This is a genomic window from Lysobacter gummosus, from assembly GCF_001442805.1.
Taxonomy (GTDB): domain Bacteria; phylum Pseudomonadota; class Gammaproteobacteria; order Xanthomonadales; family Xanthomonadaceae; genus Lysobacter; species Lysobacter gummosus.
The window spans coordinates 2067466-2081428 of sequence record NZ_CP011131.1; the positions used below are offsets into that span (position 1 = coordinate 2067466).

Consider the following 13963-nt stretch of genomic DNA (forward strand, 5'->3'; position numbering starts at 1 on the left):
TCCCCAAACAAGGCAAGTGCAAGACGAAGGTCCGCCGCAGCGTGGAATCGCTGTTGCCGTGCTGGTCGGATCGGGCGAAAACCGGCTTGTTGCCGGATTTCACTTGCGGTCATCGAGCGCATGTGCATTTGATGGCCGGGTGGGTCATGCTTGGCCCGCGATGTCTCCGGACAGCGTTCGGAGGCGCCCTCAGGGAATAGAAGGACAAGCCGCTCGTGGCAGTGAAAAAACCTGCGAAGAAGGCCGCCAAGGCGGTCAAGAAGACCGTCAAGCCGGCCGCGAAGAAGGCGGCCAAACCTGCGGCCAAGCCCGCGCCGAAGAAAACGGTCGCCAAGAAGGCGGCGGTCAAGAAGGCCCCGGCCAAGGCGGCGGCGAAAAAGCCCACGGCGAGTAAACCGGCGGCCAAGCAGGCCGTTGTGACCAAGAAAGCGGCGCCGGCCAAGCCGGCACCGGCGAAGAAGACCGTCGCCCCACCGGCCGCCAAGCCGGCGGCAGCGGTGAAGAAAGCGGCGCCCGCGCCGGCCAAATCCGCGACCGCACCCTCCGCGGCAGGCAAGAACGTAGCAACAAAGACGCCGGAGCTTAAAAAAGTTGAAGCTAAAAAGCCCGAAGCTGTGAAGCACAAACCTGCGCCTGCCGCCAAACCGCCCGCATCGCAGCCCCCCGCCCCGGAGGCGGCCGCTGCGGCACAGGCCGACCGTATCTCCGACCAAAACAAGAACACAGTGACCCAGACAGCATCCAGCAAGACACCCGCGGGTAAACCCGCGACGACGACCGCCGCTGCGGCCCCGCGTCCGGCCGGCAAGGTGGCCGTGGCCATCACGGCCAAGCAACCGACTGCGCCGGCCCCCAAGACCAAGGTCAAGGTCGTGGCTTACAAGAACGATCCCGCCACTGGCCGCCCGATCGTCCCGGAGGGCTACAAGCCCGCCTCGGACGAGGAATACATGAGCCCGTTGCAACTCGAGTACTTCCGTCAGCGCCTGCTGCAGTGGCGCACGGATCTGGTCGAGGAGTCCAAGCAGACCATCGAGAACCTCAAGGACGAAGTGCGCGACGTCGGCGACGAAGCCGAACGCGCGACGCGTGAGACGGAGAACTCGCTCGAACTGCGCACCCGTGACCGTTATCGCAAGCTGATCAGCAAGATCGACAGCACGCTCAAGCGGGTGGATTCGGGCGACTACGGCTTCTGCGTCGATACCGGCGAAGAAATTGGCCTGGAGCGCCTGGAGGCGCGCCTGACCGCCGAGCGCACCATCGACGCGCAGGAGCGCTGGGAACATCTGCAGAAGCAGATGGGCGACTGATCGGCGCTTCGCACGCCGCTCTATCCAGAAAGAGCCCCGCGCAAGCGGGGCTTTTTTGTGGCTGCATTCTCTCCCTCTCCCGCTGGCCACCCAAGGTGACTTCCTTCGGGGCGCGGGAGAGGGCTGGGGTGAGGGATGAGCGCCGCAGGCGCGAATGCTCTTGCAAGTTCCCGCGCCCCTCACCCCAACCGCTCTCCCGCGCCCCGAAGGAAGTCACCTTGGGTGGCAAGCGGGAGGGGGGCTATAGCGGCGTCCTCGTTGTTGGCGGCTTACTGCAACTCGCGCAAATCCAGCCGCCGCAGCTTCGGCGCCAGTTTCGCCGTCGCCCCGACCACGGCCAGGGTCATGCAGCCGCCGAAGATCACCGACGGCACCAGCCCCATCAGTTTGGCCATCAGCCCGGATTCGAACGCGCCCAACTCGTTGGACGAGCCGATGAAGATGCCGTTGATCGACGATACCCGCCCGCGCATTTCGTCCGGCGTGGACAACTGCAGGATGGTCGAACGCAGCACCACCGACACCCCGTCGCACATGCCCGACAGCATCAGCATCGCCGCCGACAGCCAGAAACTGCGCGACAAGGCGAAGCCGATGATGCACAGGCCGAACCCGGCCACGGCATACAGCAGCAGGCGCCCGGAGTTCTTCTGCGGCGGGTGCCGGGCCAGCCACAACCCCATCAGCACCGCGCCGGCGGCCGGCGCCGCGCGCAGCACACCGAGGGCTTCCGGGCCGTAGTGCAGGACGTCGTGGATGAATGCCGGCAGCAGCGCCACCGCGCCGCCGAACAGCACCGAGAACATGTCCAGCGCCTGCGCGCCGAGCACGATCTGGTTGTTGAAGACGAAACGCAGGCCTTCGCCAATGCTCTTGAACACCGGCGCGCGCTCGGCCTGCGGCGGCGGTTCGGTCACGCGCAGGGTGATGATCGCGATCGCGCCGGCCAGGGCGAAGCCGGCGGCGACCAGATAGGCCGAGGTCTTGCCGCCCCAGGCCACCAGCGCGCCGCCCAGCGCCGGGCCCAGCACCAGCCCGGTCTGCATGACCACGCTGCTGATGCCCGAGCCGCGCGCGAAGTGCTCGCGCTTGAGCACACGCGCGAACAACGACATGTACACCGGCGACAGGAAGGCGCGGACCACACCGTTGATCGCGATCGCCGCGTAGATGGTCAGAGTGGCGAAGCCGAAGCCGCCGGTGGGCAGCACGCCGGCGGCGACGCCGGCCAGCATCAGCGTGGTCAGCAGCAGGCCCAGGCAGGCGAACATGCCCAGCTTGCGCCGCGGCAGATGATCGACCGCGTAGCCGGCGAACAGGGCGAAGCAGAAGTAGGGAATGACTTCGGTGAGCCCGATCAGGCCCAGCGCGAACGGATCGCGGGTGATCTCGTAGACGTGCCAGCCGACCGTGACCGCGACGATCTGGTACGACAGCATCGCCAGCAGGCGATAGACCAGCAGCCCCGCGAACCCGGGATTGCGCAGCAGGCGCGAGGCGCTGATCGGGGTGGGGCCGTTCGTGGTGCCGGGCTCGGCGCGGACGGCGTCCTCGCTCACAGCCGGCGCTGCGCCTGTTCGCGGATGAAGGCCAGCAACGCGGCCAGGCCGTTGTTGCGGGTCGGCGAGAGGTGCTTGGCCAGGCCGATGTCGGCGATGTAGTCGGCCTGGGTGGCGACGATTTCGGCCGCGCTGCGGCCCGAGTACACGCGCAGGGCCAGATAGATCAGGCCCGATACGATGGCCGAATCGCTGATCGCGTGGAAGGTGAGACCGCTGGCGTCGCCTTCCACCATGATCCACACCATCGACTGGCAACCCAGCAGGCGGTGTTCTTCCGTTTTCCACTCCGCCGGCAGGTCCGGCAGCTTGCGGCCGAGGTCGATCAGGTACTGATAGCGCTCGGACCAGTCGCCGAAGAAGGCGAACTCGTCACGGATCGCCGCCTGCGCGTCGGCGGCGCTGGCTTCGATCGGGAAGGGCGAGGCGAGGGTGGCGACGTTCATCGCGAACGCTTCCAGCGCACGCCGGCCGGCGTGTCTTCGAGCACGATGCCTTGGCTGGCCAACATGTCCCGGATTTCATCGGCACGGGCGAAATTACGAGCTTTCTTAGCTGCGTCGCGCTCTGCAATGTAATCGTCGATTGATTTCAGTTCCCCGGAAACAAGCGAAACACTTGATGACACGCCGTCCACCATGTGCACCGATAAGTCGACGGCCTTGGGCTGGAACCAAGCCTCGGGAGGCTGCTGCAGCAGGCCCATGGCCAGGCCGGCGCCGAGCAGGTCGCGCTTGAGCCGCGATTGTTCGGCCGGATCGGTGGCCTTGCGGGCCTCGCCGGCGATGCGCGCCAGCTCGGCCAGAGCGCGCGGGGTATTGAGGTCGTCTTCGAGCGCGGTTTCCACGCTGTCGGGAATGGCGACAGCGCCGGCATCGACGCCGGCCAGATCGCGCAGCGTGCCGTACAGGCGTTCGAGCGTGCGCGTGCATTGCTCTATCAAGCCGTCCGACCACTCCAGCGGCTGCCGGTAATGCGCCGACAGCAGGGCGTAGCGCAGGACTTCCGGCGGATATTGCGCGATCAGATCGTGGATCTTCTGGATGTTGCCGACCGACTTCGACATCTTGCCGCCGTCGAAATTGAGCATGCCATTGTGCAGCCACCAGCGCGCGAACACCTTGCCGCCGTGGGCGCATTCGCTTTGCGCGATCTCGTTCTCGTGGTGCGGGAACTGCAGATCGACGCCGCCGGCGTGGATGTCGATGGTCTCGCCCAGGTGCGCGGCGGCCATCGCCGAGCATTCGATGTGCCAGCCCGGACGGCCGCGGCCCCAGGGCGATTCCCAACCGGGAAGCTCCTCGCTGGAGGGTTTCCACAACACGAAGTCGCCCGCGTCGCGCTTGTACGGCGCCACTTCGACCCGCGCGCCGGCGCGCATGTCTTCGATGTCGCGGCGCGAAAGCTTGCCGTAGCCGTCGAAACTGGCGATCGAGAACAGCACGTGCTGCTCGGCCTCGTAGGCGTGGCCGCTATCGATCAGGCGCTGGATCATCGCCACGATTTCACCGATATGCGCGGTCGCTGCCGGCTCCAGATCCGGCGGCTGCACGCCGAGCGCGGCCATGTCCTCGCGGTAGGCGGCGGCGAAACGGTCGGTGATGGCCGAGATCGGTACGCCTTGCTCGGCCGCGGCGGCGTTGATCTTGTCGTCTACGTCGGTGATGTTGCGCGCATAGGCCAGCGCGCCGTAGCGCCGGCGCAGCAGGTCGGCGAGCACGCCGAACACCACCGGGCCGCGCGCGTTGCCGATATGGACGTAGTTGTAGACCGTGGGGCCGCAGACATACATCGTCGGGCGCGAGGGATCCAGCGGCTGGAAGGGTTCGACCTGCCGCGACAGGCTGTTGTAGAGATGCAGGCTCATGGATAGAAGGCTTGGGGTCGGGTTCATTCTAGCGGTCGTACGTGTTCGCGGACGCGGCGACGGGCGAATATTCCGCCCGAATGCGGTAATTCGGCGAAACCCGGCGGCCCTTGCCGCGTTATCGCCGCCGGCACGGGCGCGAAGCGGCCGCGCAGACCGGCGCGGACCGGGCCTGCGATCCGGGGCGTGGGGCGAGGCCATCGCCAGCAGGGACGGGGCCTAAAGGCGGGATTCAGGCCGTGAGCGGACACTGCTCTTACACTTTATTCACAGTTCCCACTCGCGAGCCCGATGAACCGAATCGCCCTGCAGGTCTCGATCCTGGTGCTGACCGGCGCTGTGGCGGCCCTGTGGACGAAGCCGGCGGCGGCGCAGCAGCACACGGTGATCCAGGCCGAAAACGTGCGTTTCGACTACGCCCAGGTGCTGCGAGTGACCCCGGTCTACCAGACTTTGCGTGCGACCACGGTGGAACAGCAGTGTGATCCCGAGCCCACCGGCAAGGCCGATTCGCGCCTGTCGCGCGTGGTCGGCGCGGTGCGCGAGGCCCTGGGCCGCGAGCGCGATCCCAAGCCCAGCACCGGCGAAAACTGCCGCCCGGTGCCGGTGGAGCGCGAATTCCGCCGGCCGATCGCCTACGACGTGGATTACGTCTACAAGGGCAGCCGGTTCCGCTCGCGCCTGCCCGAAGACCCGGGCAACAAGCTCAAGGTCCGGGTCGCGGTAACCCCGGTCATCGCCCCGACCAGCACCTCGCGCTGAGCGCCGCCTGCCGCGGGGTTCGCGTTTCCGCTCTGCGCGGCTTGCGCCCCGGCCCCGTGCATGCGAGCATTCGCGGCCTCATGAACCCGAACTACGCCGACGCCGATATCCTGACCTCCGCCTACATGGCGGCGGGCATGACCTCGCGCGCGCGCCGACCGTTGCCCTGCCAATCCGCTGGGTGACGGCGCTCGCCGTCGTTCGTGTAACAAGCTGCACACACGAGAAGCCCAGCCTAGCGCTGGGCTTTTTTGTTTTTACCGCCGGGATTCGGGATTGGGGAGTCGGGATTCGTAAAGCAACACTACGGCTTCCTGATCGACCATCGCGCTTCCCATCCTCGCGTCCTAAAGCTGTTGCGAATCCCCAATCCCCAATCTCGAATCCCGAACATGCCCAGACACTTTCTCAACACCCAGGACTGGTCGCGCGCCGACCTCGACGCGCTGCTCGCGCAGGCCGCTGTGTTCAAGCGCAGCAAGCTCGGCGATGAGCTCAAGGGCAAATCGATCGCATTGGTGTTCTTCAATCCGTCGATGCGCACCCGCACCAGTTTCGAGCTGGGCGCGTTCCAACTCGGCGGCCACGCGGTGGTGTTGCAGCCGGGCAAGGACGCGTGGCCGATCGAGTTCGATCTGGGCACTGTGATGGACGGCGATACCGAAGAGCACATCGCCGAAGTGGCCAAGGTGCTGGGCCGTTACGTCGATCTGATCGGCGTGCGCGCGTTCCCGAAGTTCGTGGACTGGGCCAACGACCGCCAGGACAAGGTGCTGGCCAGCTTCGCCAAGTATTCGCCGGTGCCGGTCATCAACATGGAGACCATCACCCATCCCTGCCAGGAACTGGCGCATGCGCTGGCGCTGCAGGAGCACTTCGGCACCCGCGATCTGCGCGGCAAGAAGTACGTGCTGACCTGGACCTATCACCCCAAGCCGCTCAACACCGCGGTCGCCAACTCGGCGCTGACCATCGCCACGCGCCTGGGGATGGACGTGACCTTGCTGTGCCCGACGCCGGAGTACGTGCTCGATGAGCGCTACATGGGCTGGGCCGAGCAGAACGTCGCCGAGAGCGGCGGCTCGCTCAAGATCAGCCACGACATCGAAAGCGCCTACACCGGCGCCGACGTGGTCTACGCCAAGAGCTGGGGCGCGTTGCCGTACTTCGGCAACTGGGGCCCGGAAAAGCCGATCCGCGACCAGTACAAGCACTTCATCGTCGACGAAGCCAAGATGGCGCTGACCAACAACGGCGTCTTCAGCCATTGCCTGCCGCTGCGCCGCAACGTCAAGGCCACCGACGGGGTGATGGACTCGAAGCAGTGCATCGCCATCGACGAGGCCGAGAACCGTCTGCATGTGCAGAAGGCGATCATGGCCGCCCTGGTGGGCGGCCGGGATTAGGGATTCGGGATCAGGGATTCGTAAAGCGCATCTCACTGTCCAGATCATCATCAAGACACCATCTTCAATACGAGACACCTCCCCATGTCGCAGCAATCGGCTTCCACGAATCCCGAATCCCAAATCCCGAATCCCGGCTCCAAAGACATCGTCCTCGCCTTCTCCGGCGGCCTCGACACCAGCTTCTGCGTGCCCTACCTGCAAGAGCGCGGCTGGGCCGTGCACACCGTGTTCGCCGACACCGGCGGCGTGGACGCGGAAGAGCGCGCTTTCATCGAGCAGCGCGCGGCCGAGCTGGGCGTCGCCAGCCACGTCACCATCGACGGCGGCCCGGCGATCTGGTCGGGCTTCGTCAAACCCTTCGTCTGGGCCGGCGAGGGCTATCAGGGCCAGTACCCGCTGCTGGTGTCGGACCGTTACCTGATCGTCGAAGCCGCGCTCAAGCGCGCCGACGAACTGGGCTGCAAGGTCATCGCCCACGGCTGCACCGGCATGGGCAACGACCAGGTGCGTTTCGACCTGGCGGTGAAGGCGCTGGGCGATTACGAGATCGTCGCGCCGATCCGCGAAATCCAGAAAGAGCACACCGAAGTGCGCGCCTACGAGCAGAAGTACCTCGAAGACCGCGGCTTCGGCGTGCGCGCCAAGCAGAAGGCCTACACCATCAACGAAAACCTGCTCGGCCTGACCATGTCCGGCGGCGAGATCGACCGCTGGCAGGCGCCGGGCGAGGGCGCGGTGGGCTGGTGCAAGCCGCGTGCGCAGTGGCCGAGCGAAGCGCTCAAGGTCGCGATTACGTTCGAGAACGGCGAAGCGGTTGCGCTTGACGGCGAGAAGATCGCCGGCCACACCATGCTGGCCAAGCTCAACGGCCTGTTCGCGCAGTACGGTGTTGGCAGGGGCCTGTACACCGGCGACACCACCATCGGCCTGAAGGGCCGCATCATCTTCGAAGCGCCGGGCCTGATCGCGCTGCTGACCGCGCATCGCGCGCTGGAAGAAGCGGTGCTGACCAAGCAGCAGAACCGCTTCAAGCCCGAGGTGGCGCGTAAGTGGGTCGAGCTGGTGTACGAAGGCTTTTTCCACGATCCGCTCAAGACCGACCTGGAAGCGTTCCTGGCCAGCTCGCAGTCCACCGTCAACGGCGAAGTGGTGCTGGAAACCAGCGGCGGCGTGGTCAACGCGGTCGCGGTGAATTCGCCGCACATCCTCAACGCCAAGGGCGCGACCTACGCTCAGGCAGCCGACTGGGGCGTGGCCGAGGCCGAGGGTTTCATCAAATTGTTCGGAATGAGCAGCACGCTGTGGGCCGAGATCAATCGCAAGCGCTGACGCGCTTGCGATGAGGAAAGAGTGGAGTGGAGTGAGGAGTGAGTAAAACACCCGTCACTCTTGCCGCGTCCGCGCTCCCGCTCTTACTCACTCCTTACTCCTCTTAACTCACTCCTACGAACGGCTCCCATGCTCCCCGACGTCCTCAAGCACCTGCAGGCCCTGGTGTCCTACGACACCCGCAATCCGCCGCGCGATATCGGCACCGACGGCATCTTCGATTACCTGCGCAGCCAGCTCAGCGGCTTCAATGTCGATGTGATCGACCACGGCGCCGGCGCGGTGTCGCTGTTCGCCGTGCGCGGCACGCCGCGCCGCTTGTTCAACGTCCATCTGGACACCGTGCCGTCCTCGGAAGCCTGGAGCGCCGATCCGCACGCGCTGCGGGTCACCGACGACCGCGCGATCGGCCTGGGCGCATGCGATATCAAGGGCGCCGCCGCCGGCCTGCTGGCCGCGGCCGCGGTCACCACGGGCGATGCCGCGTTCTTGTTCAGCACCGACGAAGAAGCCAACGACGCGCGCTGCATCGCCGGTTTCCTCGGCACCGATCACGGCTTCGCGGAAGCCATCGTGGCCGAGCCGACGATGTGCGAAGCGGTGCTGGCCCATCGCGGCATCAGCTCGGTGCAGCTGCGTTTCCGCGGCGTCGCCGGCCACGCTTCCGGCGCCAATGCCATGCAGGCCAGCGCGCTGCATCAGGCGATCCGCTGGGGCGGCAAGGCGCTCGATCACGTCGAAGCGCAGTCGCACCAGCGTTTCGGCGGGCTCACCGGCCTGCGCTTCAACATCGGCCGCGTCGAAGGCGGCATCAAGGCGAACATGATCGCCTCCAGCGCCGATCTGCGCTTCGGTTTCCGCCCGCTGCCCTCGCAGTCCATCGACAGCCTGCACGAAGTGTTCGGTACGCTGATCGAGGCCGGCGCGATCGAACGCTACGAAGAAACCTTCCGCGGCCCGCCGCTGCCGGCCGGCGATGTCGCCGCCGCCGAGGACCGCCGCCTGGAAGCGCGCGATCTGGCCGACGCGCTGAACCTGCCGATCGGCAACGCGGTGGATTTCTGGACCGAAGCCTCACTGTTCTCGGCCGGCGGTTTGACTTCGATCGTGTACGGCCCGGGCGACATCGCCCAGGCGCACACCGCCGACGAATGGGTCGCGCTGGAACAACTGCAACGCTACGCCGACAGCGTCGCGCGGATCATGGGGAGCAACGCGTAATGAGCGTGTCGATGGACAATCATCTGCAAACGCGACAGACCATCGTGCGGTTGCTGTCGAGCATGGCCAGCGCGAAGGAAATCTCGCAATACCTCAAGCGGTTTTCGCAGCTCGACTCCAAGCGCTTCGCCGTGGTCAAGGTCGGCGGCGCGGTGCTGCGCGACGATCTGGCCGCGCTGACTTCCTCGCTGGCGTTCCTGCAGGACGTGGGCCTGACCCCGATCGTGATCCACGGCGCCGGCCCGCAGCTCGACGAGGAACTGTCGGCCGCCGGCATCGTCAAGCAGACCGTCAACGGCCTGCGCGTGACCTCGCCGGAGGCGCTGGCGATCGTGCGCCGCGTGTTCCAGGCGCAGAACCTCAAGCTGGTCGAAGCGCTGCAGTCCGGCGACGGCCGCGCCACCTCGATCATCTCCGGCGTGTTCGAAGCCGATTACCTCGACCGCGACACCTACGGCCTGGTCGGCGAGGTGAAGAAGGTCAATCTGGCGCCGATCGAAGCCAGCCTGCAGGCCGGATCGATCCCGGTGATCGCCAGCCTCGGCGAAACCGCCGGCGGGCAGATTCTCAACGTCAACGCCGACTTCGCCGCGAACGAACTGGTGCAGGTGCTGCAGCCGTACAAGATCGTGTTCCTGACCGGCACCGGCGGCCTGCTCGACGACAACGGCAAGGTCATCGATTCGATCAACCTGTCCACCGAGTACGAGCACCTGATCCAGCAGCCGTGGATCAACGGCGGCATGCGGGTCAAGATCGAGCAGATCAAGGATCTGCTGGACAAGCTGCCGCTGACCTCGTCGGTGTCGATCACCAAGCCGGCCGAGTTGGCGAAGGAATTGTTCACCCACAAGGGCTCGGGCACGCTGGTGCGGCGTGGCGAGCGCGTGCAACAAGCGCGCAGTTGGGATCAACTCGATCTGGTGCGCTTGCGCTCGCTGATCGAATCCGCGTTCGGGCGCAAGCTGGTCGATGACTATTTCGAGCGCACCACGCTCAAGCAGGCCTACGTCAGCGAGAACTACCGCGCCGCGGTGATCCTGATCGAAGCCGAAGGCCGTACCTATCTGGACAAGTTCGCGGTGCTCGACGACGCCCAAGGCGAGGGCCTCGGCCGCGCGGTGTGGCAGGTCATGCGCGAACAGAATCCGAGCGTGTTCTGGCGTTCGCGCCACGGCAACGCGGTCAACCCGTTCTATTACTCCGAATCCGACGGCTGCCTCAAGCAGGAGAAGTGGAAGGTGTTCTGGTACGGCATGAACGGCTTCGACGAAATCGCCGCCTGCGTCGATTATTCCAGCCGCCGCGCGCCGACCCTGGAGGACTGAGCGATGAGCGATCAGGTCCATGCCGCGTGGAGCGCGCAGCCGCGCCTGAGCGGCGAGCACGTGACCCTGGAGCCGTTGAGCCGCGACCACGCCGCCGGCCTGCGCGCGGCGCTGGCCGGCGGCGAACTGGCGCAGGCCTGGTACACCAACGTGCCCGCGCCGGACGGCGTGGACGCTTACATCGACGGCGCGCTGGCGATGCAGGCCAAGGGCGTGGCCTGGGCGTTCGCCGTGCTCGACGCGGCGGGCGAGGTGGTCGGCAGCACGCGTTACTACGATATGGACCCGGCGGTGCCGCGCGTGCAGATCGGCTATACCTTCTATGCGCCGCGCGTTCAGCGCACCGGTTTGAACACCCAGGCCAAGTGGTTGCTGCTCGGCCACGCCTTCGAGAAGATGGACTGCATCGCGGTCGGTTTCGAGACCAGCTGGTTCAATCTGGCCTCGCGCACCGCGATCGCGCGCCTGGGCGCCAAGCAGGACGGCGTGCTGCGCAACCATCGCCGTCACGCCGACGGCAGCGCGCGCGACACGGTAGCGTTTTCGATCATCGACAACGAATGGCCGGCGGTGAAGCGTAATCTGCAGTACAAACTGGACCGGCACGGCAATGGAGCGGGCACGCATGGCTAAGACCGTTGGCATCGTAGGCGCGCGCGGCCATGTCGGCGCCGACCTGATCCGCCTGATCGCGGCGCACCCGCGCTTCGAGTTGGCCTTCGTGTCCTCGCGCGAACTGGCCGGGCAGCCTCTGGCCGAGCACATTCCCGAATACGCGGCGAAGAATTCCGATCTGCGCTACAGCTCGCCGAGCCACGAAGAACTGCCCGGCCTGGGCGCCGACGCGGTGGTGCTGGCGCTGCCCAACGGCAAGGCCGCCGACTGCGTGGCCGCGTTCGACGCGGTCGGCGCCGAGCCGGTGATCATCGATCTGTCGGCTGATTACCGCTTCGACGATCACTGGTACTACGGCCTGCCGGAACTCACGCGTGCCGGCTATCACGGCCAGCGCCGCATCAGCAATCCGGGCTGCTACGCCAGCGCCATGCAGCTGGCGATCGCGCCGCTGCTCAACGTGCTGGAAGGTCCGGTGCAGTGCTTCGGCGTCTCGGGTTATTCCGGCGCCGGCACCACGCCGTCGGACAAGAACGATCCCGACAAGCTGCGCGACAACCTGATGCCGTACGCGCTGACCGGGCATATGCACGAGCGCGAAGTGACCCGGCATTTGGGCCATCCGGTCGAATTCATGCCGCATGTGGCCGCGCATTTTCGCGGGCTCACCATCACATCCAACCTGCATCTGTCGCGGCGCTTCGATCGCGAGGAACTGGTTGAGCACTATCACCGCCATTACGACGGCGAACCGATGGTGCGGGTGCAGGAAGAGGCGCCGTGGGTCAGCAAGATCGCCGGCAAGCACCATGTCGATATCGGCGGCTTCACCATGGCCGAAGACGGCCGCCGGGTGGTGGTGGTTTCGACCCTGGACAATCTGCTCAAGGGCGCGGCGACGCAGGCTTTGCAGAATTTGAATGTGGCGTTCGGGTTCGAGGAGTTGCTTGGGATAGAGGTCGAACCCGTCGTCTGATCGACAGCCCGGGTTGTTTCCGTCCTTTAGAAGAGGCCGCCCGTGCTGTTGCCCCCTTTGAAAAAGGGGGCGGACGACCGCGAAGCGGGCGCGGGGGATTTGCTTTTGCTTTTGCGGTGTAGGGCAAAAACAAAAGCGAATCCCCCCAACCCCCCCTTTTTCAAAGGGGGGAACTGCGAGGCGGCGATCGGGGCAGTGCGTCGCCGGTCGCAAGAATCTGGAGTCGTTATGCGTTTGTCGCGTTACCTGTTGCCGACCTTGAAAGAAAACCCCGCCGACGCGCAGATCGCCTCGCACCGGCTCATGCTGCGCGCCGGATTGATCCGCCAGGAAGCGGCCGGCATCTATTCATGGCTGCCGGCGGGCCTGCGTGTGCTGCGCAAGATCGAAGCCATCGTCCGCGATGAAATGAACCGCGCCGGCGCGCTGGAACTGCTGATGCCGACCCTGCAGCTGGCCGATCTGTGGCGCGAAAGCGGCCGTTACGACGCCTATGGCCCGGAGATGCTGCGCATCAAGGACCGCCACGAGCGCGAGCTGCTGTACGGGCCCACCAACGAGGACATGATCACGGCGATCTTCCGCGCCAACGTCAAGTCGTATCGCGCGCTGCCGATGAACCTGTACCACGTGCAGTGGAAGTTCCGCGACGAACAACGCCCGCGCTTCGGCGTGATGCGCGGGCGCGAGTTCCTGATGAAGGACGCGTACTCCTTCGACGTCGACGAAGCCGCCGCGCGCCGATCCTATCAGCGCATGTTCGTCGCCTACCTGCGCACCTTCGCGCGCATGGGTATCCGTGCGATTCCGATGCGCGCCGAGACCGGCCCGATCGGCGGCGATCTGTCGCACGAATTCCTGGTGCTGGCGCAGACCGGCGAATCGGCGGTGTACTGCGACCGCGCCGTGCTCGACCTGCCGATTCCCGCCGACGACACCGATTACGACGGCGACCTGAGCGGCATCGTCCAGCAATGGACCAGCCGCTACGCCGCCACCGAGGACGTGCACGACATCGAGCGCTTCGAGCGCGAAGTTCCGGCCGATCAGCGCGTGCACACGCGCGGCATCGAAGTCGGACAGGTGTTCTACTTCGGCACCAAGTACTCCGCGCCGATGAAAGCGCTGGTGACCACGCCCGAAGGCGAAGAACGTCCGATCCACGGCGGTTCCTACGGCATCGGCGTGTCGCGCCTGCTCGGCGCGATCATCGAAGCCAGCCACGACGACGCCGGCATCGTCTGGCCCGACGCGGTGGCGCCGTTCAACGTCGGCCTGGTCAACCTGGACCCGGGCGATGCGCAGATCGACGAGGTCTGCGCCAACCTGCAGACCGGCCTGGAACTGCTCGGCGTCGATGCGCTGCACGACGACACCGACGATCGCGCCGGGGTGAAATTCGCGCGCATGGACCTGCTGGGCCTGCCGTGGCAGATCGTGGTCGGCCGCCGCGGGCTCGCCCGCGGCGTGGTCGAGCTCAAGCGCCGCGCCGGCGGCGAGCGCGTCGAACTGTCGCCGGCCGAAGCGGTACGGCACATCGCCTCGCACCTCAATCCGCTGCATCCCGTTTCCTTGACCTGACCG

The 13963-nt window shown here is 66.2% G+C and carries 12 protein-coding genes; 9 read left to right on the forward strand and 3 right to left on the reverse strand.

The window, feature by feature from the left end:
• Positions 1-215 precede the first annotated feature (215 nt).
• The gene (gene dksA / locus LG3211_RS24805; protein ID WP_083512402.1) at positions 216-1313 is read left to right on the forward strand and encodes an RNA polymerase-binding protein DksA; all 1098 of its coding nucleotides are present in this window, start codon (positions 216-218) and stop codon (positions 1311-1313) included.
• Positions 1314-1582: 269 nt separating this feature from the next.
• On the opposite strand, the gene LG3211_RS08550 is transcribed toward dksA, so the two are convergent.
• Genes LG3211_RS08550 through cysS form a run of 3 tightly spaced genes read right to left on the reverse strand, consistent with a single transcriptional unit; the run spans position 1583 to position 4739 of the window.
• Positions 1583-2872 carry an MFS transporter gene (locus LG3211_RS08550; protein ID WP_057942459.1) on the reverse strand — a complete coding sequence of 430 codons (1290 nt, stop codon included), beginning with the start codon at positions 2870-2872 and terminating at the stop codon, positions 1583-1585.
• Positions 2869-3318 carry a SufE family protein gene (locus LG3211_RS08555; protein WP_057942460.1) on the reverse strand — a complete coding sequence of 150 codons (450 nt, stop codon included), beginning with the start codon at positions 3316-3318 and terminating at the stop codon, positions 2869-2871. The genes LG3211_RS08550 and LG3211_RS08555 overlap by 4 nt, the downstream gene beginning before the upstream one ends.
• Positions 3315-4739: a cysteine--tRNA ligase gene (gene cysS, locus LG3211_RS08560; RefSeq protein ID WP_057942461.1), complete on the reverse strand. Its 1425-nt coding sequence runs from the start codon at positions 4737-4739 to the stop codon at positions 3315-3317. The genes LG3211_RS08555 and cysS overlap by 4 nt, the downstream gene beginning before the upstream one ends.
• A 291-nt stretch (positions 4740-5030) precedes the next feature.
• Between cysS and LG3211_RS08565 the strand changes: the two genes are divergently transcribed.
• The 8 genes from LG3211_RS08565 (at position 5031) to proS (ending at position 13960) form a co-directional block, all read left to right on the forward strand.
• On the forward strand, positions 5031-5501 hold the full coding sequence (locus LG3211_RS08565; protein ID WP_083512403.1) for a hypothetical protein: 471 nt from the start codon (positions 5031-5033) through the stop codon (positions 5499-5501).
• Between the two features lie 392 nt (positions 5502-5893).
• The gene (locus LG3211_RS08570; protein WP_057942462.1) at positions 5894-6907 is read left to right on the forward strand and encodes an N-acetylornithine carbamoyltransferase; all 1014 of its coding nucleotides are present in this window, start codon (positions 5894-5896) and stop codon (positions 6905-6907) included.
• Positions 6908-6991: 84 nt separating this feature from the next.
• The gene (locus LG3211_RS08575; protein WP_057942463.1) at positions 6992-8239 is read left to right on the forward strand and encodes an argininosuccinate synthase; all 1248 of its coding nucleotides are present in this window, start codon (positions 6992-6994) and stop codon (positions 8237-8239) included.
• 129 nt (positions 8240-8368) lie between these two features.
• Positions 8369-9460: an acetylornithine deacetylase gene (locus LG3211_RS08580; protein WP_057942464.1), complete on the forward strand. Its 1092-nt coding sequence runs from the start codon at positions 8369-8371 to the stop codon at positions 9458-9460.
• Positions 9460-10788 (forward strand): acetylglutamate kinase, encoded by a 1329-nt coding sequence (locus tag LG3211_RS08585; protein ID WP_057942465.1) that lies wholly within the window; start codon positions 9460-9462, stop codon positions 10786-10788. The genes LG3211_RS08580 and LG3211_RS08585 overlap by 1 nt, the downstream gene beginning before the upstream one ends.
• Positions 10789-10791: 3 nt before the next feature.
• On the forward strand, positions 10792-11421 hold the full coding sequence (locus LG3211_RS08590; protein WP_057942466.1) for a GNAT family N-acetyltransferase: 630 nt from the start codon (positions 10792-10794) through the stop codon (positions 11419-11421).
• Positions 11414-12379, forward strand: a complete 966-nt coding sequence (gene argC, locus LG3211_RS08595) for an N-acetyl-gamma-glutamyl-phosphate reductase (protein WP_235109868.1) — start codon at positions 11414-11416, stop codon at positions 12377-12379. The genes LG3211_RS08590 and argC overlap by 8 nt, the downstream gene beginning before the upstream one ends.
• Before the next feature lie 228 nt (positions 12380-12607).
• Positions 12608-13960: a proline--tRNA ligase gene (gene proS / locus LG3211_RS08600; RefSeq protein ID WP_057942468.1), complete on the forward strand. Its 1353-nt coding sequence runs from the start codon at positions 12608-12610 to the stop codon at positions 13958-13960.
• Positions 13961-13963: the final 3 nt, after the last annotated feature.

What these genes read in the sequence shown, in the direction of transcription:
- LG3211_RS08555 (WP_057942460.1), bottom strand. Translation starts at nt 3,318, where the DNA reads ATGAACGTCGCCACCCTCGCCTCGCCCTTCCCGATCGAAGCCAGCGCC.
- cysS (WP_057942461.1), bottom strand. Translation starts at nt 4,739, where the DNA reads ATGAGCCTGCATCTCTACAACAGCCTGTCGCGGCAGGTCGAACCCTTC.
- LG3211_RS08565 (WP_083512403.1), top strand. Translation starts at nt 5,031, where the DNA reads ATGAACCGAATCGCCCTGCAGGTCTCGATCCTGGTGCTGACCGGCGCT.
- LG3211_RS08570 (WP_057942462.1), top strand. Translation starts at nt 5,894, where the DNA reads ATGCCCAGACACTTTCTCAACACCCAGGACTGGTCGCGCGCCGACCTC.
- LG3211_RS08575 (WP_057942463.1), top strand. Translation starts at nt 6,992, where the DNA reads ATGTCGCAGCAATCGGCTTCCACGAATCCCGAATCCCAAATCCCGAAT.
- LG3211_RS08580 (WP_057942464.1), top strand. Translation starts at nt 8,369, where the DNA reads ATGCTCCCCGACGTCCTCAAGCACCTGCAGGCCCTGGTGTCCTACGAC.
- LG3211_RS08585 (WP_057942465.1), top strand. Translation starts at nt 9,460, where the DNA reads ATGAGCGTGTCGATGGACAATCATCTGCAAACGCGACAGACCATCGTG.
- LG3211_RS08590 (WP_057942466.1), top strand. Translation starts at nt 10,792, where the DNA reads ATGAGCGATCAGGTCCATGCCGCGTGGAGCGCGCAGCCGCGCCTGAGC.
- argC (WP_235109868.1), top strand. Translation starts at nt 11,414, where the DNA reads ATGGCTAAGACCGTTGGCATCGTAGGCGCGCGCGGCCATGTCGGCGCC.
- proS (WP_057942468.1), top strand. Translation starts at nt 12,608, where the DNA reads ATGCGTTTGTCGCGTTACCTGTTGCCGACCTTGAAAGAAAACCCCGCC.